The 20,077-nt window shown below is 70.2% G+C and carries 21 protein-coding genes; 8 read left to right on the top strand and 13 right to left on the bottom strand.

Annotated elements, in window-relative coordinates:
• Both N787_RS06205 and N787_RS15460 read left to right on the top strand, forming a co-directional pair.
• Positions 1 to 1,024: ISL3 family transposase (locus N787_RS06205; protein ID WP_034211772.1), on the top strand; the 1,024-nt coding region annotated here is incomplete at its 5' end.
• A gap of 118 nt (positions 1,025 to 1,142) precedes the next feature.
• Positions 1,143 to 1,610 (top strand): hypothetical protein, encoded by a 468-nt coding sequence (locus tag N787_RS15460; protein ID WP_052575201.1) that lies wholly within the window; start codon positions 1,143 to 1,145, stop codon positions 1,608 to 1,610.
• Here N787_RS15460 and N787_RS06215 read toward each other — a convergent pair.
• From N787_RS06215 to N787_RS06245, 7 genes are read right to left on the bottom strand one after another with little or no spacing between them, the layout of a single operon-like run.
• On the bottom strand, positions 1,594 to 2,628 hold the full coding sequence (locus tag N787_RS06215; protein ID WP_052575202.1) for an SAM-dependent methyltransferase: 1,035 nt from the start codon (positions 2,626 to 2,628) through the stop codon (positions 1,594 to 1,596). The two genes, N787_RS15460 and N787_RS06215, sit on opposite strands and share 17 nt — an antisense overlap.
• A 16-nt stretch (positions 2,629 to 2,644) precedes the next feature.
• The gene (locus N787_RS06220) at positions 2,645 to 3,376 is read right to left on the bottom strand and encodes a DUF1295 domain-containing protein (protein ID WP_052575217.1); all 732 of its coding nucleotides are present in this window, start codon (positions 3,374 to 3,376) and stop codon (positions 2,645 to 2,647) included.
• A 47-nt stretch (positions 3,377 to 3,423) separates the two neighbouring features.
• Positions 3,424 to 3,972: a DUF2878 domain-containing protein gene (locus tag N787_RS06225; RefSeq protein ID WP_034211776.1), complete on the bottom strand. Its 549-nt coding sequence runs from the start codon at positions 3,970 to 3,972 to the stop codon at positions 3,424 to 3,426.
• 1 nt (position 3,973) lies between these two features.
• Positions 3,974 to 5,254, bottom strand: a complete 1,281-nt coding sequence (locus N787_RS06230; protein ID WP_034211777.1) for an SAM-dependent methyltransferase — start codon at positions 5,252 to 5,254, stop codon at positions 3,974 to 3,976.
• A 3-nt stretch (positions 5,255 to 5,257) separates the two neighbouring features.
• Positions 5,258 to 6,094: a DUF1365 domain-containing protein gene (locus N787_RS06235; protein ID WP_052575218.1), complete on the bottom strand. Its 837-nt coding sequence runs from the start codon at positions 6,092 to 6,094 to the stop codon at positions 5,258 to 5,260.
• Positions 6,016 to 7,260, bottom strand: a complete 1,245-nt coding sequence (locus N787_RS06240) for an NAD(P)/FAD-dependent oxidoreductase (RefSeq protein ID WP_034211779.1) — start codon at positions 7,258 to 7,260, stop codon at positions 6,016 to 6,018. The genes N787_RS06235 and N787_RS06240 overlap by 79 nt, the downstream gene beginning before the upstream one ends.
• Complete coding sequence (locus N787_RS06245) at positions 7,257 to 8,210, bottom strand: acyl-CoA desaturase (protein WP_084590676.1); 954 nt, start codon at positions 8,208 to 8,210, stop codon at positions 7,257 to 7,259. The genes N787_RS06240 and N787_RS06245 overlap by 4 nt, the downstream gene beginning before the upstream one ends.
• Positions 8,211 to 8,322: 112 nt before the next feature.
• On the opposite strand from N787_RS06245, the gene N787_RS06250 reads away from it, so the two are divergent.
• On the top strand, positions 8,323 to 9,081 hold the full coding sequence (locus tag N787_RS06250) for a pseudouridine synthase (RefSeq protein WP_034211781.1): 759 nt from the start codon (positions 8,323 to 8,325) through the stop codon (positions 9,079 to 9,081).
• Between the two features lie 4 nt (positions 9,082 to 9,085).
• Complete coding sequence (locus N787_RS06255; RefSeq protein WP_034211783.1) at positions 9,086 to 9,580, top strand: GNAT family N-acetyltransferase; 495 nt, start codon at positions 9,086 to 9,088, stop codon at positions 9,578 to 9,580.
• Between the two features lie 48 nt (positions 9,581 to 9,628).
• Here N787_RS06255 and kbl read toward each other — a convergent pair whose 3' ends face one another.
• Complete coding sequence (gene kbl, locus N787_RS06260; protein WP_084590673.1) at positions 9,629 to 10,825, bottom strand: glycine C-acetyltransferase; 1,197 nt, start codon at positions 10,823 to 10,825, stop codon at positions 9,629 to 9,631.
• Positions 10,826 to 11,177: 352 nt separating this feature from the next.
• Here kbl and N787_RS06265 point away from each other — a divergent pair, with 352 nt between their 5' ends.
• Complete coding sequence (locus N787_RS06265) at positions 11,178 to 11,918, top strand: TorF family putative porin (RefSeq protein WP_034211788.1); 741 nt, start codon at positions 11,178 to 11,180, stop codon at positions 11,916 to 11,918.
• A gap of 69 nt (positions 11,919 to 11,987) precedes the next feature.
• On the opposite strand, the gene tdh is transcribed toward N787_RS06265, so the two are convergent.
• Positions 11,988 to 13,025: an L-threonine 3-dehydrogenase gene (gene tdh / locus N787_RS06270; protein WP_211252138.1), complete on the bottom strand. Its 1,038-nt coding sequence runs from the start codon at positions 13,023 to 13,025 to the stop codon at positions 11,988 to 11,990.
• 91 nt (positions 13,026 to 13,116) lie between these two features.
• Positions 13,117 to 14,259, bottom strand: coding sequence for an autotransporter outer membrane beta-barrel domain-containing protein (locus N787_RS06275; RefSeq protein WP_034211790.1), 1,143 nt, complete (start codon positions 14,257 to 14,259; stop codon positions 13,117 to 13,119).
• Between the two features lie 169 nt (positions 14,260 to 14,428).
• Here N787_RS06275 and N787_RS06280 point away from each other — a divergent pair, with 169 nt between their 5' ends.
• Both N787_RS06280 and N787_RS06285 read left to right on the top strand, forming a co-directional pair.
• Entirely contained in the window at positions 14,429 to 16,501 is a 2,073-nt protein-coding gene (locus N787_RS06280) for a S46 family peptidase (protein ID WP_211252140.1), read from the top strand.
• A gap of 92 nt (positions 16,502 to 16,593) precedes the next feature.
• The gene (locus N787_RS06285; RefSeq protein WP_034211794.1) at positions 16,594 to 17,976 is read left to right on the top strand and encodes an MBL fold metallo-hydrolase RNA specificity domain-containing protein; all 1,383 of its coding nucleotides are present in this window, start codon (positions 16,594 to 16,596) and stop codon (positions 17,974 to 17,976) included.
• Here the strand turns inward: N787_RS06285 and N787_RS06290 are convergent.
• Complete coding sequence (locus tag N787_RS06290) at positions 17,973 to 18,404, bottom strand: DUF1801 domain-containing protein (protein WP_034211939.1); 432 nt, start codon at positions 18,402 to 18,404, stop codon at positions 17,973 to 17,975. The two genes, N787_RS06285 and N787_RS06290, sit on opposite strands and share 4 nt — an antisense overlap.
• A gap of 34 nt (positions 18,405 to 18,438) precedes the next feature.
• A complete protein-coding gene (locus tag N787_RS06295) occupies positions 18,439 to 18,909 on the bottom strand; it encodes a hypothetical protein (RefSeq protein ID WP_034211796.1) in 471 nt (156 codons plus the stop codon).
• A gap of 71 nt (positions 18,910 to 18,980) precedes the next feature.
• Between N787_RS06295 and N787_RS06300 the strand changes: the two genes are divergently transcribed.
• Positions 18,981 to 19,742 (top strand): DUF2189 domain-containing protein, encoded by a 762-nt coding sequence (locus tag N787_RS06300; protein ID WP_034211940.1) that lies wholly within the window; start codon positions 18,981 to 18,983, stop codon positions 19,740 to 19,742.
• An 18-nt stretch (positions 19,743 to 19,760) separates the two neighbouring features.
• Here the strand turns inward: N787_RS06300 and N787_RS06305 are convergent, their stop codons facing one another.
• Positions 19,761 to 20,057, bottom strand: a complete 297-nt coding sequence (locus N787_RS06305) for a hypothetical protein (protein ID WP_052575204.1) — start codon at positions 20,055 to 20,057, stop codon at positions 19,761 to 19,763.
• Positions 20,058 to 20,077: the final 20 nt, after the last annotated feature.

Genomic DNA, 20,077 nt, shown 5'->3' on the forward strand with positions numbered 1-20,077 from the left:
CCTGCCGCTGTTCGAGCACGCGGTGGAACTGGTGGTGCCGCGTCTGCGCCTGGCCTGCCCGCGTTGCGGCCCGCGACTGGAGCGGCTGGACTGGATCGACCCCCACGCCCGGGTCACCCGGAGGCTGGCCGACAGCGTTGCCCGGCTGTGCACGGGCACCTCGATTCGGCACGCAGCGCAGTGGTTTGGCCTGAACTGGAAGACGGTCAAGACGATCGACTTCCGGCATCTGGAGCGCACCCTGGGCCCGCCGGATCTGGACGGGGTGCGGTTACTGGCGATGGACGAGTTCGCGATCCAGAAGGGTCACCGCTACGCCACGGTCGTCGTCGACCCTGAGCGCAAGCGGGTGCTGTGGATCGGCCGTGGCCGCTCCCGGGCTGAGATCCGGCCGTTCTTCGAGCTGCTGGGCCCGGCGCGCTGCGCGCAGATCCGGGCCGTGGCCATGGACATGAACACGGCCTACGACCTGGAGGTGCAAGCCCACTGCCCGAATGCGGAGGTCGTCTACGACCTGTTCCACGTCGTGGCCAAGTACGGCCGCGAAGTGATTGATCGCGTGCGCGTGGACGAAGCGAATCGACTATCCGTCGACCGACAGGCGCGAAAAGTGGTCAAGACATCGCGCTGGTTGCTGCTGCGCAACCGCGAGAACGTGCCGGAAGATCAGGTGGTCCGACTGGACGAATTGCTGGCCGCCAACAAGGCCCTGCTGACCGTCTACCTGCTCAAGGACGACCTGAAGCAGCTGTGGTTCTACCGCCGCGAAGGCTGGGCTAGGAAGGCCTGGAGAAGCTGGAAGCGACGAGCCCTGCGCAGCGGCCTGGAGCCGCTGCGCGTGTTCGTGCGGCGGCTCGAGCCCTACCTGTCGGGGATCCTGGCCCACTGCCGCTGGCCGCTGGGCACCAACCTGGTCGAGGGCATCAACAACAAGATCAAGGTCATCAAGCGGGTGGCCTACGGCTACCGGGACGACGCCTACTTCTTCCTGAAGATCCGGGCGGCCTTCCCCGGACTTGGGTGAAGAACCGTTTTTATCCGGGGGCTGAATGCGTTTTGTGAACTACCGCACGTTTTCGCGGATTGCGTGAGACCGTCGTCACACCTAAGCTTCCGCAACCCCCCGCTCCCTCCGGTGTCCGATGATCCGCAGCGCCCTCCTGCTTTCCCTGTTCCTGCCGGCCATCGCCGCCGCTGCCACCGCGCCCTGCGGGACCCCGAGCGCTCCGCCCGTGCCGGCCACCGTGCCCGCGCCGGAGATGTACCGTGCGCCGCCGGCGCTGTCCGCCTGCGTCAACGTCAATGATTTCGTCGCGCGCGCCCGCAAGCCGGCCCCGCAGCAGGTGGCGGCCCGCGAACCGGCCAAGCCGGCGGCCGCGCCGGCCAGCGCGCCGGCTTACCAGCCCAAGACCGCCCACGACAATTCGCCCTGGCGCTTCGACATGAGCCAGAACGGCCGCCGCATGACGGCCGACGAGTTCGATGCGTGGATGAAGGCCAAGGGCATCCGCGTCGCCACCGGCAAGCCGGGTGCGGCGACCGCCACGGCCGCCGCGGCGCCCGCGCCGGTGGCCGCGGGTTGCAAGGTGACCGCTACGCAGAAGTGCTGAAGCGGTAGTGGGCCACGCCCCACTCGTTGCCGCCTGAGTAGCCGAACAGTTCGGCGCAGGCCATCCAGAACATGCGCCAGCGCTGGTGCCAGCGCGCCGCTTCGGCGGCGCCGTAGGCTTCCGTCAGCACCGCCATCACCTCGTCGCGGTTGCGGTCCTGGTTCTCCAGCCACTGGTTGGCGGTGCGCTCGTAGTGGCGGCCCGACAGCAGCCAGCGCTGCTCGATCGACAGGTCGTCCTGGAAGTGCAGCAGGGTATCGGCCGAGGGCATCAGGCCGCCGGTGAAGAAGTACCGGCCCATCCAGTTGTCCTCGCCCTCGGTCTCGAACGGGTACATCAGGCTGCGGTGGCAGAAGATGTGCACGAACAGCTTGCCGCCCGGCACCAGCCAGCGCGACACGCGGCCCAGCAGGTGCTGGTAGTTGCGCATGTGCTCGAACATCTCGATCGACACCGCGCGGTCGAACTGGTGCTCCGGCAGCTGCAGCTGGTTGACGTCGCAGGTGATGATCTCGACGTTGCCCAGCCCGCGGCGCGCGGCCTGGGCCAGGATGTGCTCGCGCTGGGTGCGCGAGTTGGAGACGCCGGTGATGCGCGCGTTCGGGTAGCGCTGCGCCATCCACAGCGTCAGCGAGCCCCAGCCGCAGCCGAGCTCGAGGATGCGCTGGCCATCGGCCAGCTCGGCGCGCTCGCCGTACAGGGCCAGCATGGCCTCTTCCGCGGTATCCAGGTCCTCGTCGCCGTTGGCGTAGAAGCAGCTCGAGTACTTCAGCCGTTTGCCCAGGCAAAGCTCGAAGAAGCGCGTCGGCACTTCGTAGTGCTGCTCGTTGGCGGCGGCGGTCTCGATCGCGATCGGGCTGCGGCGCAGTTCGTCGAGCAGGCGGCGGAAACGCTGGTCGGCGGCCTCCAGGTCATGCGCACCCTCGTCGCGCAGGCGCTGGGCGCTGAGCCGGCGGATGCCGAGGCGGGTGAGGGCATCGGGCAGCAGGCCGCGCTCGCACAGGTCGATCAGGGACATTCAGGGCTCCGGTGTTTCAGGGGTTGCGGCGCGGGGGCCAGGGGAAGAAGGCGCTGACCTCGCGCTGGTAGGCCGCGTAGTCCTCGCCGCGCGAGCGCAGCGACTGCGCCTCGGTCCACGGGATGCCGCTGACGCGGTAGAGGAAGGCGAACATCACCACGGGCCCGGCCAGCGAGAACCAGAACAGCGGGCTGCCGACGGCCAGCAGCACGTAGCTGAACCAGTGCAGCCACTCGAAGAAGTAATTCGGATGCCGCGACCAAGCCCACAGCCCGTCGCGGCAGGTCTTGCCGCGGTTCGCGGGTTCGGCGCGGAAACGCGCGAGCTGGCGGTCGGCCAACGACTCGCCCGCCATCGACACCAGCCAGACCGCGATCGCCAGCAGCAGCCACGCGTTGAAGTGGTAGCCCGGGTTCGCGGCCGCGGCCAGGAAGGGCAGCGAGAACAGCGCCACCACCACGGCCTGCAGCTGGAAGAAGGCGAAGAAGCGCGCCGGGCTGCCGTTCCAGGCCTCGCGCAGCGCGCGGTAGCGGCCGTCTTCTTCCTCATTTAGCACGCGATGCAGCAGGTGAAGGCACAGCCGCGCGCCCCAGACGCTGCCGAACATCGCCACCAGGCTGCGCACCAGCGGCGCACCCTCGCCGACGATGCCGGCGAACAGCGCCGCCACCGCCATCAGCCCGGCCCAGCCGACGTCCACGTAGCCGACGTTCTTCACCCGCATCGAGAACGCCCACAGCGCCGCCATGGCCAGCGCCGAGGCCAGCCAGATGATGCCGAGGGATTGCCAGCAGTTCACGCCAGCGCCTTGTCCGGCACCGACGCGCCCAGCCGCGCATCGAGCGCGAACAGGGCGGGCAGCACCACGGCCCAGCCGATCGCCAGCGCGCCCATCACCCAGCCCACCGGCGCGCCGAAGCTGACGGCGTCGAAGGCGCCCGCCGCGGCCCAGTAGGCCAGCGGGCCGCCGAACAGGCCCAGCAGGGCGGCGGCGACCGGGCGCTCGCGCAGGAAGGCCATCGAGTGATTGAGCGTGAGCGCGAACCCGGCCCACAGCGACCAGATCCAGGCGGGCGCGGCCCAGGTCCACGGCCAGGGCTCGGCGTAGCGCAGCCAGCCGGAGGCGGCGAAGGCCGTGTCGAGCAGGATGCCCAGCGGCAGCGCCACGGCGAGCAGGCGCAGGTCTTCCGCGCGCCGCCCGCCGTAGGCCAGCGTGGCCACGGCGAAGACCAGCGCCGTGACCGGGCCGGCCCAGACCATGCCGGCGCCGGCGCCGGCGACGCTGGCCAGCCACACGGCCTGGTAGCCGACCACGTTGGCGACGTTGGCCAGTGCCCGGTTCATGTCAGACGGCCTCGGGCGCGGGCAGGTACTGCGGCCGGCGATTGCCGGGGCGCGCGAACAGCAGGTGCACGTCGCCGATCGAACGCTCGATGAAGCCGCCCTCGCAGTAGCAGAGGTAGAACTCCCACATCCGGATGAAGCGCTCGTCGTAGCCCAGCGCGCGCACCTGCTCGAGCTTCGCCATGAAGCGCTGGCGCCAGTGGTTGAGCGTGATGGCATAGCTCGGCCCGATGTCCTCGAGGTTGACCAGGCGCAGGTCGCTGGCGGCGGCCGCCGCACCGGTGATCGCGCTGACCGAGGGGATGAAGCTGCCCGGGAAGATGTAGCGCTTGATGAAGTCCACCGACTTGAGCGCCTGCTCGTAACGGTGGTCTTCGATGGTGATGGCCTGGATCAGCGCCAGCCCGTCCGGCTTGAGCAGGGAGGCGCACTTGTCGAGGTAGGTCTCGAGGTACTGGTGGCCGATGGCCTCGATCATCTCGATGGACACCAGCTTGTCGTACTCGCCGGTGAGGTCGCGGTAGTCCTCCAGCAGCACCGTGACGCGGTCGGCGAGGCCGGCCTCGGCGATGCGCGCGGTGGCCAGCGCATGCTGTTCGCGCGAGATCGTGGTGGTGGTGACGCGGCACCCGAAATGCTTCGCCGCGTACAGCGCCATGCCACCCCAGCCGGTGCCGATCTCGACCAGATGGTCGGCGGGGCGGAGGTCGAGCTTTCGGCAGATCCGCTCGAGCTTGCGGCGCTGGGCGGTTTCCAGCGACTCGCCGGGTTCGGCGAAGATCGCCGAGGAGTACATCAGGCTCTCGTCGAGGAAGAGCTGGAACAGGTCGTTGCCGAGGTCGTAGTGCGCCGCGATGTTGCGGCGGCTGCCGCCGCGGGTGTTGCGGTTGAAGGCATGCAGGGTGCGCATCGCCAGGCCACCGAGGCGGGCGAGGCCGGTCTCCATCGCGTCGAGGCGGTCGCGGTTGATCACCAGCAGGCGCACCAGCGCCACCAGGTCGTCGCAGCGCCACAGGCCGTCCATGTAGGCCTCGCCGGCGCCAACCGAGCCGTTCCCGGCCAGCGCGCGGTAGAAGCCGGGGTCCAGGATGTCCAGGGTCACCGCCAGGCCGTCGCCGGCGTTGCCCAGGGTCTCGGTGCCCAGCCCGTCGCGCACGGTCACCTGGCCACCGGCCAGGCCGTCCAGGGTGGCCAGCAGCCGCTTGCGCAGCATGCGGTCCAGGGCGCCGTAGCGGGCCGCGGCCCCGGGGGCGCTGGCCAGGGTGTCGGCGGGACTGCTCATCAATCAACTCCGGGTGGGGCGGTCGGGGTGCGGGTGGAACGGGATGCGTTTGAACCAGAGCCGGGCCGCCTGCCAGTAGATGGCGGCGGCGACCTTCACGGTGATGAATGGATACCGCGCAAGGCATGAAGCCAGCGTGTGCGCGTCCATCGGCCGGCGCTCGAGCACCAGGGTGGCGTCGAACTCGCGGGCCTCCCCGTCGAGGACGTCCATGTGCACCCGCAGGGCCTCGCCGGGCACCTGGAAGGCCCAGCGGTAGCGGCGCTGCATGGCCATGAACGGCGAGACGTGGAAGGCCTTGTCGAAGTCCCAGTGCAGGGCGTCGCCCCGGCGCTCGGCGCGGTCCACCGCGAGCAGGTAGGCATGGCGCTCGTTCCAGGGGGTGTTGGTGATCTCGGCCAGGATCCAGTCCAGCGTGGTGCCGTCGGCCTTGAAGCCGTAGTAGAAGCTGACCGGGTTCATCACCACGCCGAAGTAGCGGCCGTGGGTGAGCAGGCGGATCGGCCCGTCCGGGCGCCGGCCCAGCGCGCCCTCGACCCGGTCGCGCACGGCGGTGTCCAGCGGTACCGCCGGGTCGCCCAGGTAGTCGCTGCGACGGAACTGGGCCAGGTTGCGGCGGCCGACCGACCAGAACCAGCGGCCCGCGAACACCCGGTCCAGTTCGGCCAGGTCGAGGTAGAGCTGGAACATCCGGTAGCGGAAGTCGTGCGGCCGCGGTGCGTACCGGCGGTGCCGGACCCAACCTTCGTAGATGGCAGAATTCAGGGCCACGAAGCGCCCAGCGCCCGCGCGACCTCGATGCCGCTGCGCAGGCCATCCTCGTGGAAGCCGAAGCCCCAGTAGGCGCCGGCGTACCAGGTGCGGTGGGTGCCGTTGATCTCGCCGCGCCGCGACTGCGCGGCAACGCTGGCGTGGGTGTAGACCGGGTGGTGGTAGCGCATCCGCGCCAGCACCTTGGCCGGGTCGATGTCCTTGCTGCGGTTGAGCGTGACCACGAAGGGCTCGCGCGAATCGATGCCCTGCAGCAGGTTCATGCAGTAGCTGACGGTGCAGGCCGCGTCCGGCTCGGCGGGCACGTAGGCGCTCCAGGCCGCCCAGGCCTTGCGGCGGGTCGGCAGCAGGCGCGCGTCGGTGTGCAGCACGGTTTCGTTGGCCTGGTAGGGGATGGCGCCCAGCACCTCGGTCTCGGCCGCGCTCGGGTCGGCCAGCAGGGCCAGGGCCTGGTCGCTGTGGCAGGCCAGCACCACCTGGTCGAAGCGCTCGACGCCCGCGTCGGTGTGCACGTCCACGCCGCCGGCGTCGCGGCGCACCTGGCGCACCGGCGCCGAAAGCCGCACTTGCACCGCCCAGTCCTTCTCGAGCGCGCGGATGTAGCTCGACGAACCGCCCGTCACCACGCGCCAGGGCGGCCGGCCCTGCACTTGCAGCATGTGGTGGTTGTCCATGAAGCGCGCCAGGTACTTCGCGGGGAAGCCCATGATGCCTTCGGCCGGGGAGGACCACAGCGCCGAGGCCATCGGCACCAGGTGGTCTTCGACGAACATCGCCGAGTAGCGGTTCTCGCGCAGGTAGTCGCCCAGCGACGGGCCGTCGCCCGGCAGCGCCAGCAGCGCCGGCGCCTCGCGGTAGAAGCGCAGGATGTCGCGGACCATGCCCCAGAAGCGCGGCGACACCAGGTTGCGGCGCTGGCAGAACAGGCTGTCGAAGTCGGTGGCGTTGTACTCCAGGCCGCTGCGCGCGTCCTGCACCGAGAAACTCATCGTGGTGGGCTGCGAGGGCACGCCCAGCTCGTCGAGCATGCGCGTGAACAGCGGGTAGTTGTCGGCGTTGAAGACGATGAAGCCGCTGTCGACCGAGTAGCTGCGCTCGCCCTGCGTCACCTTGTGCGTGTGGGTGTGGCCGCCGAGCCGGGCCTCGCGCTCGAACAGCACGACCTCGTGCTCGCGCGAAAGCCGCCAGGCCGCGCCCATGCCGGCCACGCCGCTGCCGATGACCGCGATCCTCATGCTGATTCCGGACGCGCGCCGCGCATGTTGGCCGGCACTGGCTTGAGGTCGCTGACCAGGCCGAACAGGGCCATCGTGCGCAGCACCAGGTAGGTGATGTCCAGCTCCCACCACGCGAAGCCCTGCCGTGCCGAGCCGGGGAAGTGGTGGTGGTTGTTGTGCCAGCCCTCGCCGAAGGTGAGCAGGGCGAGCAGGGCGTTGTTGCGGCTGTCGTCGCGGGTGGCGAAGCGGCGGGTGCCCCAGCGGTGCGCCAGCGAATTGATGGTCACGGTGACGTGGAACAGCACGATCGTGGAGACGAAGAAGCCCCACACCAGCAGCTGCGGCCCGGTGGTGCCCAACTGCGGATAGGCGCCTTCGAGCCACGCGCCCAGCGCGTACAGGCCGCCGGCCAGCAGCACCGGCACCAGGATGTCGAACCGGTCGAGCAGGCGCAGCTCGGGGAAGCGAGCGAAATCCTTGATGGCGTCGAGGTTGGTGGCGAAACCGCGCCGGGTCAGGAACCAGCCCATGTGGCTGCGGAAGAAGCCGTGGCGCGGTGAGTGGATGTCGTGCTCGGTGTCGGCGAAGCGGTGGTGGTGGCGGTGGTGCGCCGCCCACCACAGCGGGCCGCGCTGCACCGAGGCCGCGCCCAGCACGGCGAAGACGAACTGCACCGGCCGCGAGGTGCGGAAGGCCTTGTGCGAGAAATACCGATGGTAGAAGCCGGTGATGGCGAACATGCGCACGGCGTACAGCGCCGCCGCCACGCCGAGCGCGAACCACGAGAAGCCAACCCAGAACACCGCCAGGCAGGCCAGGTGCAGGGCGATGAAAGGCACCACGCGCAGCCAGTCGATGCGGTCCGGATCCTCGCCGTCGACCGGCGCGGCGGAGGTGTCGAACCACAGGGCAGCCGCGCGGAGGGCGCGGCGCCAGGCGGGCAGGGCGTCGGAAGAGCGGTCGGGCATGGCGGTATGGTCGGCATCCAGCGGTGACGGGTCGGTGAACCGGCGGGTCGCGCGGGCCGTCGCCACGCGCCAAGACTAGCCGTGTTCACTACGCATGCGCCATGCTTCGCGGATGCAATCGCGCCCTTCCAAGCCGTCCACGGCGACCGTGCGCCACGGTGTGGCGCGCGTCATCTCCAAGGCCGGGCTCTGCTCGCGGACCCAGGCCGCCGACTGGGTGCGCGCCGGCCGCGTCGCGGTGAACGGCCGGCCCGTCGCCGACCCCGAGCATCCGGTGCGGCAAGGCCTGGATCGGGTCACGGTGGACGGTGCGCCGCTCGGAGCCCGTGCGCGGGTCTACCTGGCGCTGAACAAACCGCGCGGCCTGGTCACCACCGCACGCGACGAGCGCCAGCGCGACACCGTCTACGCCTGTCTCGAGGGGAGCGGGCTGCCCTGGCTGGCACCGGTCGGCCGGCTCGACCAGGCCAGCGAGGGCCTGCTGCTGTTGAGCAACGACCCGGCCTGGGCCGCCGCCATCACTGACCCGGTGCAGGGGATCGAAAAGACCTACCACGTGCAGGTGGATGCGATTCCCGACGAGGCGCTGCTGCAAAAGCTGGTGGTGGGCGTGGTCGACGAGGGCGAGGCGCTGGCGGCCCGGTCGGCCACCTTGCTGCGCAGCGGCACCCGCAACGCCTGGCTGGAGATCGTGCTGGACGAGGGCCGCAACCGGCAGATAAGGCGCCTGCTGGCCGCGCACGGTCTGGGCGTGCTGCGCCTGGTGCGGGTCGCCATCGGCGGCGTCACGCTGGGCGACCTTCCGAAGGGGGCTTGGCGCGAACTCACGGCTGGGGAAGTATCGGGGCTTGCGCCACCCACCACGGGCTGAAGCCATGACGACGCCGATCACGATCCGCCGCGCCGAACCTGACGACTTCGCGGCGGTGCAGGCCATCTATGCCGCCCCTCGCGCGCAGGCAGGCACCCTCCAGCTCCCGTTCCCCTCGCTCGACCTCTGGCGGCATCGCCTGCAGGCGCTCGACCCCAACGCCCACGTGCTGCTGGCCTGCGCCGGCGACGAGGTGGTGGGCCAGCTCGGGCTGTACGCGGGCACGAACCCGCGCCGACGCCACGTCGGCGACCTCGGCATGGGCGTGCGCGACGACTGGCAGGGCCGCGGCGTCGGCACGGCGCTGCTCGCGGCGGCCATCGACCTGGCCGACCGCTGGCTGCAGCTCAGGCGGCTCGAACTCCAGGTCTACGCCGACAACGCCGCCGGCATCGCCCTCTACACCCGCCATGGCTTCGTCGAGGAAGGGCGCCATCGCGACTTCGCCTTCCGCGACGGCGCCTTCGTCGACGCCCTCTCGCTGGCACGAATCAAATGAACCAGGTTCATTTGATTCGTGCCAGCAAATGAACCTGGTTTATTTGCGTCAGCGGATGACGCCGAGTTCGCGGCCCACCTGGGTGAACGCGGCGATGGCGCGGTCCAGGTGTTCGCGGGTGTGGGCGGCGCTCATCTGGGTGCGGATGCGGGCCTGGCCCTTGGGCACCACCGGGAAGAAGAAGCCGATCGCGTAGATGCCTTCCTCGAGCAGGCGCTGGGCGAATTTCTGCGCCAGCGGGGCGTCGTACAGCATCACCGGCACGATCGGGTGCACGCCGGGCTTGAGGTCGAAGCCGGCGGCGGTCATCCGCTCCCGGAAGTAGGCGGTGTTTTCCTGCAGCTTCGCGCGCAGGTCGCCGGCGGCGGCCAGCATGTCGAAGACCTTGCTGCCCGCGGCGACCACGTGCGGCGGCAGCGAGTTCGAGAACAGGTAGGGGCGCGAGCGCTGGCGCAGCAGCTCGATTACTTCGCGACGGCCGGTGGTGAAGCCGCCGAGCGCGCCGCCCAGCGCCTTGCCCAGCGTGCCGGTGATGATGTCGATGCCGTCCAGCACGCCTTTCACCTCGGCGCTGCCGCGGCCGGTGTCGCCCAGGAAGCCGGTGGCGTGGCATTCGTCGATGTGCACCAGCGCATCGTACTTGCGGGCCAGCGCCACCACCTGGTCCAGCGGCGCGATGAAGCCGTCCATCGAGAACACGCCGTCGGTGGTGATCATGATCGTGCGCGCGCCGTCGGCGCGGGCCTGCTGCAGCTGCTTCTCCAGGTCGGCCATGTCGGAGTTGGCGTAGCGATAGCGCTTGGCCTTGCACAGGCGCACGCCGTCTATGATCGAGGCGTGGTTGAGGGCGTCGGAGATGATCGCGTCCTCCTCGCCCAGCAGCGGCTCGAACAGGCCGCCGTTGGCGTCGAAGCAGGCGGCGTAGAGGATGGTGTCCTGCTTGCCGAAGAACGCGGCGATCTTCGCCTCCAATTCCTTGTGCAGGTCCTGGGTGCCGCAGATGAAGCGCACCGAGGCCATGCCGAAACCGTGGGTGTCGAGCGCGTCCTTGGCCGCGGCGATCACCTCGGGGCTGTCGGCCAGGCCCAGGTAATTGTTGGCGCAGAAATTCAGCACCGTGCGGCCGTCGTCCAGGGTGATCTCGGCCGACTGCGGGCTGGTGATGATGCGTTCGGCCTTGAACAGCCCCTGTTCGCGGATGGCGTCGAGTTCGGCGGCGTAGCGGGCGAGGGCGGCGTCGGACATGGTCAGGGGCTCGTGGGGCGGGGAAGGGCGCCATTATCCGGATTCGGCGCCTCGCGGGTCAGTCCGTCCGCCGGCGCCCCCGGCGAAGCGAGCCCAGGGATCGGGGTCGGGGCCCGGTCCTGGGTCGAAGCGGGGCGTCGCGGGGGTGGGTTGCGGAGCCGGCCGCGCGGGGCGTCGACCGGGTCGCGGCCCGGCGCTATGCTGCATCGCGGCATGCCTGTCCCGCCGGGCTGGGAGACACTGCGGCCAATATTTTCAACACCCCGGCCGGGTATCCGAAACGGACGGCCAAGCAACAAAAAAGTAGAAAACAACCGCTGCACTTCGCCCCAAGAAAGCAGAGGACTTCCCGATGAACCACCAGAAGCTTTCGCTTGCGCTCGCCGCCGCGCTCTTCGCGCTGCCGATGCTGGCCTCCGCCCAGGACGAGATGGGTGAAGAAGCCGCTCCCGCCGAGGACGAATCGTCCATCTTCAGCTGGAACGCCGCCCTCACCAGCGACTACGTCTTCCGCGGCGTCTCCCAGACCGACGAGGAGCCGGCCCTGCAGCTCGGCGCCGACCTGAACTTCGACTCCGGCTTCTACGCCGGCGTGTGGGCCTCGAACGTCGACTTCGGCGACGGCGGCCCCGACCTCGAGATCGACACCTACGTCGGCTGGAACACCGATTTCAGCGACAGCTGGAACTTCGACGTCCAGCTGATCCGCTACAACTACATCGGCGAAGAGAACGACTTCGGCAGCAGCGACTACAACGAGCTGATCACCAGCCTGAGCTGGGACGAGACCCTCACGTTCTCGTACGGCTACACCAACGACGTCTACGCGCTCGGCGCCAAGGGCCACTACTTCGGCGCCGCCGGCAGCTGGGACATGGGCAACGGCGTCGGCCTCGACGTGAGCCTGGGCAAGAGCATGTTCGGCAACAGCACCGGCTTCGAGGACTACATGGACTGGTCGGTCGGCATCAACCGCGACTTCGGTCCGGTGAACGCCGCGATCGGCTACTACGACACCGACAGCGAAGGCGACTTCAACTTCGGCGACGCCGCCGACGACCGCATCGTGCTGACCTTCTCGATCGGCGGCTGACCGATCCACCGCTGCAAACGAAACGGGGCGCCGCGAGGCGCCCCGTTTTTCATGGCGGAAGGCCGGGCCTCAGCCCCAGCTGCAGACCACCTTGCCGCACTGCCCGGTTTCCATCAGCTCGAAGCCGCGCTGGAAATCGTCGATGTGCACCTGGTGCGTCAGCACCTTCTGCAGCGGGAAGCCCGACTGCACCAGCTGGGTCATCTTGTACCAGGTCTCGTACATCTTGCGGCCGTAGATGCCGTGCAGCACCAGGCCCTTGAAGATCACCTTGTCCCAGTTGATTCCGGCGCCGTTGGGCAGGATGCCGAGCAGGGCCACCTTGCCGCCGTTGTACATGCAGTCGAGCATGTCGTTGAAGGCGTGCGGGTTGCCGCTCATCTCCAGCGCCACGTCGAAGCCCTCCATGTGCAGGTCCTTCATCACGTCCTTGAGCGACTGCTTGGAGACGTTGACCACGCGGGTGGCGCCCATGTCGGCGGCCAGCTTGAGGCGGTAGTCGTTGACATCGGTGACCACCACGTTGCGCGCGCCGATGTGCTTGCAGATGCCCGCGGCGATGATGCCGATCGGCCCGGCGCCGGTGATCAGCACGTCCTCGCCGACCACGTCGAACTCCAGCGCGCAGTGCGCGGCGTTGCCGTAGGGGTCGAAGAACGCGGCCAGCTCGGACGGGATGCTGTCCGGGATCGGCCACAGGTTCGAGGCCGGCATCACGATGTACTCGGCGAAGGCGCCGTGGCGGTTCACGCCGATGCCCACGGTGTTCGGGCACAGGTGCTGGCGGCCGGCGCGGCAGTTGCGGCAGTGGCCGCAGACGATGTGGCCTTCGGCCGAGACGCGGTCGCCTTCCTTGTAGCCGGTCACGCCCGGGCCCATGCCGACCACCCGGCCGACGAATTCGTGGCCGATCACCAGGCCCGGCTTGATCGTGCGCTGGCTCCACTCGTCCCACTTGTAGATGTGCAGGTCGGTGCCGCAGATCGCGGTCTTCTCGAGCTTGATCAGCACCTCGTTCGGGCCCGGCACGGGCACCGGCACCTGCTCCATCCAGATGCCCTTCTCGGCGTGGCGCTTCACCAGCGCTTTCATCATCGGCTGTGCCATTTCACTTCGTCCGCGGGGGCCCCTCGGGCCGGTAGGGCGGCGATTATACCCGCCGGGCGTGAACCGCCCGGAAAGACCGCCCGGGTGCCGATCAGGGGAGCTCGATGCGCCAGCCCAGCGCCAGCAGGCGCTCCTGCAGGAAGTCGTGGCCCAGCCGCTGCCGGTACTCGACGAAGGCCGAATGCCCGCCGGTGAACACGAACACGGCGCCCACCCCGGCCTCGGCCCAGCCGGTGTCGGCGTCGTCGGTCTCGAACGCCACGCGGGTGCCGTTGGCATCGCCCACGAAGCGCACGCCCAGGGGTCGCGCGGGATTGGCGAACTCGCGCCGCCAGCCCAGGCGCGCCATCGGCTGCCAGACGCCCCAGCCGGCGGAAACGTTGCGGGCCAGCGTGGCATCCAGGCGCCCGCGCCGGCTGGTGATGCTGCGCCCCGGCACGAACAGCGCCAGGCCGGCGCCGCCAGTCTCGGCGTAGGCATCGATGGTGGTGCGCTGCCAGTCCACCCCTGCGCCAAGCTGCCATTCCCAGGCGCCGGTCGGCAGGAACCACGTCAGCCCCAGCCCGGCGATGCGGCGGTCGGCGTCGGGATTGGCGGACGCCAGGCTGCGCACGCTGACGCCGCTGAGCAGCGTGTAGTCGATCTGCCGCCGCAGCCGGTAGTCGCCCTGCAGCGCGCCGGCGTAGCCATCCAGCGCCACCGCGTCGGACAGGTTCCAGCCGCCGGTGGCGACGCCGCCGGTGAAGCGCGTGCGGGTGCTGCCGTCCGAGCCCAGGAAGTCGAGCGAATCGCGGGCATGGTTGAGCAGCAGGCCCAGCCGCCAGCGGTTGCCGGGCGCCCAGTCGACGCCGGCGGTGAGCGCGCCGGTGTCGCCATCGAAGGGCGCCTCGTTGATGCCATCGCGGCGGGTCAGCCGGCCGGCGTCGGCGGAGGCGAACAGCGCCCAGCCCGCACCCAGCTCCTGCCGCAGCGCGGCATCGTCCGGCGACCCGTCGCGGGTGGCGGCACGGCCCTGCCCGGGGATCTCGCCCAGGAAATTGCCGGCCGCCGCACCGTCCCGGCTGCCGGGCCCGCCGGCGAAGATCTCGGCGCAGCGCGCCGCCAGGTCGGAGCCCGGCGCGGCGCCTGCGCAAAGGGTGGTCCACAGCCCGGCCAGCGCATCGCCGGGCGATTGCGCCCGCGCCGGCCCGGTGGCCGACGCGAGCAGCAGGATGAAGAACGCGAGCACACGCATGGCCGACCCCCTTTTGTCCCCTGTCGAAAGTCTACTCCGCCCTCACGCGCCCGCAATCGCCGGCGCTGCTAGGCTTGGGGTTTCGCCGAAGAACCCAGGAGTCACCATGCGTCTTGCCGTCCTCGTCGCCGCCATCTCGCTCTCCTTCGCCGCCCAGGCCAAGGAAGGCATGTGGGTGCCCCAGCAACTGCCGGAGATCGCCGGCCCGCTCAAGCAGGCGGGCCTCGCGCTCAACCCGCGCCAGCTGGCCGACCTCACCGGCGACCCGATGGGCGCCGTGGTCGCGCTCGGCGGCTGCACCGCCTCCCTGGTCTCGCCCGAGGGCCTGGTGGTCACCAACCACCACTGCGCCTACGGCGCCATCCAGCTCAACTCGACCGCCGAGAAGAACCTGATGCGCGACGGCTTCGTCGCCAACAGCCGCGAGCAGGAACTCTCCGCCGGCCCGAACGCCCGCGTCTACGTGATGGACCAGATCACCGAGGTCACCGATCGCATGCTGGCCGCCACGTCACCCGACCAGGACGGCCTGGCCCGCCAGAAGGCGCTCGAGGACACCCAGAAGGCGCTGATCGCCGAGTGCGAGTCCGAGCCGGGCTACCGCTGCACCGTCTACAGCTTCTTCGGCGGCCAGACCTACCGCCTGTTCCGCCAGATCGAGATCAAGGACGTGCGCCTGGTGTACGCGCCGCCGAATTCGATCGGCGCCTACGGCGGCGACATCGACAACTGGATGTGGCCGCGCCACACCGGCGACTTCACCTTCTACCGTGCCTACGTCGGCAAGGACGGCAAGCCGGCCGCCTATTCGGCCGACAACGTGCCGTTCCGCCCGAAGCACCACCTCAAGCTCGCCACCGAGGCGCTCGACGCCGGCGACTTCGTGATGGTGGCCGGCTATCCGGGCACCACCAACCGCTACGCGCTGTTCGATGAATTCCAGAACGTCTCGGGCTGGCAGTACCCGGTGGTCGGCCAGCACCTGAAGAACCTGATCAACCTCGTCGACGCCGCCGGCAAGGCCGACCCGGAGATCGAGGTCAAGTACGCCACGTCCGTGCGCGGCTGGAACAACACCAGCAAGAACTGGGACGGCCAGCTCGAGGGCTTCGCGCGCATCGACGCCGCGGCCACCAAGCGCGCCGAGGAAGAGGCCGTGCTGGCCTGGCTGCGCGGCCGCGGCGAGGAAGGCAAGGCCGCCCTCGAAGCGCACGCGCGCCTGGTGGCGCTGTCGGCCGAGACCCGCGAGACGCGCCAGCGCGACCTCGTGGTCGGCCAGATCGCCGGCACCGGCCTGCTGGCCAACATCCGCGGCCTCTACCGCCTGGCCACCGAGAACGAGAAGCCCAACGCCGAGCGCGCCCCGGGCTACCAGGAACGCGACCTGCCCGGCATCGAGGGCAACGCCCGCCAGCTCGAGCGCCGCTACGACCCGCGCATGGAAAAGCAGCTGATGGCCTACTGGCTGGCGGAATACGTGAAGCTGCCGGCCGACCAGCGCGTCGCCGCCATCGACGCGTGGCTGGGCGGCAACGACGCCGCCGCCATCCAGCGGGCGCTGGACGAGACCTATGCCGGGACCAAGGTCGGTGACACCGAGGCCCGCCTCGCGCTGCTCAAGGCCGACCGCGCCGCGTTCGAATCCAGCACCGATCCGCTGGTGAAGCTGGCGGTCGCGCTGCAGCCGACCGTGCTGGCGCTGGAGGACAAGGCCAAGGCCCGCAGCGGCGAGAGCACCCGCCACCGCCCGGTCTACCTGGCCGCGGTGCAGGCCTACAAGCGCAGCCAGGGCCAGGGCGTGTACCCCGACGCCAACCTCAGCCTGCGCATCACCTACGGCAACGTGATGGGCTACGCGCCGAAGGACGGCGTCGCCTACACGCCGTTCACCACGCTCGACGGCCTGGCCGCCAAGGCCACCGGCGAAGAGCCCTTCGACGCGCCCAAGGCCCAGCTCGACGCCATCGCGAAGATGAGCGCTGCGGAGAAGGCCGCGATCCCGGTGAACTTCCTGTCCGACCTCGACATCACCGGCGGCAACTCCGGCTCGCCGGTGCTCAACCGCAAGGGCGAGCTGGTCGGCCTGGCCTTCGACGGCAACTGGGAGAGCGTGAGCTCGAACTGGGTGTTCGACCCGACCATGACCCGCATGATCGCGGTCGACCACCGCTACATGCTGTGGATCATGGAAGAGGTCTTCCCGGCCCCGGGCCTGGTGCAGGAGCTCAACGCCAAGCGCTGATCCGCGGCGCCAGGCACCACCGCGACGGCCGGGCTTGCCCGGCCGTCGTCGTTTCTGCGATACATAGCCGGTCCCTCCAGCAAGGAACGCGCATGCGAGTCCGTTTCCACGGTGCCGCCGGTGAGGTCACCGGTTCCTGTCACGAGGTCGAGGTCGGCGGTCGCCGCCTCCTGCTCGACTGCGGCCTGATCCAGGGCAGCGACGAGGACGAGAAGCGCAACTTCGAACCCTTCGCCTTCGATCCCGCCTCGGTCGACGCCGTGGTGCTCAGCCACGCCCACATCGACCACTGCGGCCGCCTGCCGGTGCTGGTGAAGCGCGGCTTCAAGGGCCCGATCTGGACCCAGGCCGCCACCGCCGACCTGCTGAAGATCATGCTCGACGACTCCGCTTTCCTGGCCGAGATGGACGCCGAGTTCGCCAACAAGCGCAACGAGGACGGGCACGCGCGGCACAAGCCGCTGTTCACCCGCGCCGATGTCGGCCAGGTGATGCGGCAGGTGCGGGCCTTGCCCTACCACGCGCCCACCGAGATCCTGCCCGGCCTCACCGTGCAGCTGCGCGAAGCCGGCCACATCCTCGGCTCGGCCACGGTCGAGCTGCGCGCGCGCAACGGCGTCGACGAGCGCGTGTTGGTGTTCTCCGGCGACATCGGCATGAAGGGCACGCCGATCCTGCGCGACCCCGAGCCGGTCGCGCAGGCCGACCTGGTGCTGCTGGAAGCCACCTACGGCGGTCGCGCCCACCGCGACCGCGCCGCCACCGTCACCGAGATCGGCGAGGTGCTCGAGCACGCCTGGGCCGACGGCGGCAACCTGCTGATCCCGGCCTTCGCGGTCGGCCGCACGCAGGAGATCCTGTACTGGTTCGCGCGCTACTGGGACCGCTGGAACCTCGACCGCTGGAAGATCTTCCTCGACAGCCCGATGGCCTCGAAGGTCACCGAGGTCTACGACCGCCACGTCGACCTGTTCGACAGCAAGGCGCGCGACGTCTGGCGCGGCCAGCCGCATCCGTTCCGGCTGCCGAACCTGCGCTACACCGAGAGCGTGGAGGAGTCGCGCGGCATCAATGCGCACGAGCGCGGCGCGATCATCATCGCCGGCGCCGGCATGTGCAACGGTGGCCGCATCCGCCACCACCTGCGGCAGAACCTCGGCCGCCGGCAGGCGCACCTGATGTTCGTCGGCTACCAGTCGCGCGGCACGCTGGGGCGCAGGCTGGTGGACGGCGCATCGCACGTGAAGATGCTGGGCGAGGACATCCAGGTCAACGCGCAGCGGCACACGGTCGGCGGCCTGTCGGCGCACGCCGACCAGCCCGGGCTGCTCGACTGGTATTCCGGCTTCGCCAACAAGCCGCCGGTGGTGCTGGTGCACGGCGAGGACGACGCCCGCGAGGCGCTGGCCGGCAAGCTGCGCGAGCGTGGCACCGCGGTCGAGCTGGCGCGGCCGGGCAACGTGCGCGAGGTTTAGCGCGACGGCGTGTCGATGCGCTGCGGTGCCATGGCCTGCACCGACCACTCGACCAGGTCACGCAGCACCGCCAGGTCCACGTCGGCGAGCTTCTTCAGGTACAGGCAGCTCTTGCCGGTCTTGTGCCGGCCCAGCCTCGCCAGGCGATCGGCGTGCTGCTCGAAGCCGGGCATCAGGTAAAGCGTGAGGTCGTTCTTGCGCGGCGAAAAGCCGATGACCGGCCAGTCGCCGGTGCGGCCGCTGGCGTACGTGTACCGATAGCAGCCGAAGCCGACGATGGCCGCGCCCCACATCACCGGCGGCGCGCCGGTGGCGGCCTGCATCATCGCCGCGACGCGGCGGCAGTCCTCGCGCCGCACAGGGTCCGGGATCGCGGCGAGGAAAGCCTCGACGCTTGCGTCGGTGGGCTGGGTCTTGTTCCCGGCCATGGTCATCCCCCCGGGGTGTTGCGCAGGCACCGTGTCATCGCGCTCGCCGCGGCAGCGCCCAGGCGCCGTGCAGGTAGGCCGCCGCCAACAGCAGGCACAGCAGCGACGTGATCCACACGAAGGCGTTGGCGCCCTCGCAGCGCCCGCATAGTCCCGACAGCAGCTGCGGTCGCCACGCCGCGAGCGGGATGAAGGCCAGGCCGCGAACCAACAGGCCCACGCCGATCGCCGCCAGCGCGGGGCGAAGCAGCGGCAGCGGCCGTCGCCGACCGGCGCCCGAGAACGCAAAGGCAGCGCAGGCCAGGAGCAGCGTGGCGATCACGACGCAAGTGATCGCCGGACGCATCGAGCCGGCCGCGGCCATCACCGCCAGGCCGGGCGGGGCACCCAGCGCTTGGTACCACGCGGGCCCGCCCAGGGGCGCGAGCAAGTGTGCGACCGCGCCCAGGACCATGACGCCGCCCGCGGCCAGCAACCAACGCGGGTTTCCCGGGCGCACGTGCATGGGTCGGCTTCCTTGATCTCGTCGGGGGCCATGATAGCTTCACCGCACCGCCCCGCACGCCCTTGGCCAGCATGAGCTCCCCGCAAGAAGACCGCCCGTTCGTGGTGCCGTGTGCCGACCTGGCGCCGGGGGCGCCGCTGCGCTGGCTGGCCCTGGGCTGGCGCGACCTGCGGCGCGCGCCGGGGCTGAGCCTGCTGTTCGGGGCGGTGATCCTGGTGGTCAGCGTGGTGGTGTCGGCGCTGGCCTGGTCGCTGGGGCGCTTCGCGCTGCTGGCGACGCTGCTGTCGGGCTTCGTGTTCGTGGCGCCGCTGGTCGCGGTCGGGCTTTACTGCGTCAGCCGCGCACTCGAAGCGGGCCGCACGCCGACCCTGCGCGACAGCTTCGTGCTGGCGCGCCGGGTGGCGGGGCAGGCCGGCGTGTTCGCGCTGGTGCAACTCGTGATCCTGCTGCTGTGGTCGCGCGCCGGCATGATGGTGAACGCCTTCGTGCCGATCGAGGACGGCAGCACGCGCGCGCTGCTGGAGTTCCTGCTGATCGGTTCGCTGGCGGGCTCGGTGTTCGCCGCGCTGACCTTCGCCATCGCCGCGTTCTCGCTGCCGATGATCGCCGACCGCGACGTGGACATGGTCACCGCCGGCATCTCCAGCGTGAACGCCGTCCTGCGCAACAAAGGCGTTTGCATTCTGTGGGCGGCGATCATCGCGGCGCTGACCGCGGTCGGCTTCCTGACCGCCTACCTGGGCCTGGTGGTGGTCATGCCCTGGCTGGCCTACAGCGCCTGGCACGCGTACCGCGAAACGCTGGACGCGAGCGACTGGCCGCGGCTGGACTGATGGGCGGCGGTGCGGCCGTCAGGCGGGATCGATCCGGATGCTGGCGTAGCGCTCGCGCGCGCCCTTGGCGATGCGGCAGGTGACGGCGACGTCCTGGCCGCCGGCGCGCAGGGTGCCGCGCACCTCCAGCATGCGGCCGCTTTCCGAGTACGACGCGGTCCACTGGTAGGTCTCGATGCCGCGACCGGTGAAATGGGCCTCGGCTTCCTGCCGGCACCAGGGCTGGAGCTGGCTGGCCTGCTGGAAGACGCGCTCCTCGGCCACGGGCGGGGCCGGCGACAGGGCGAGGGTAGTGGTCAGGGCGATGGCGAGCATGGGCGGTGCCTCCGTTCGAT

This window comes from Arenimonas metalli CF5-1 (assembly GCF_000747155.1).
GTDB classification, from domain to species: domain Bacteria; phylum Pseudomonadota; class Gammaproteobacteria; order Xanthomonadales; family Xanthomonadaceae; genus Arenimonas; species Arenimonas metalli.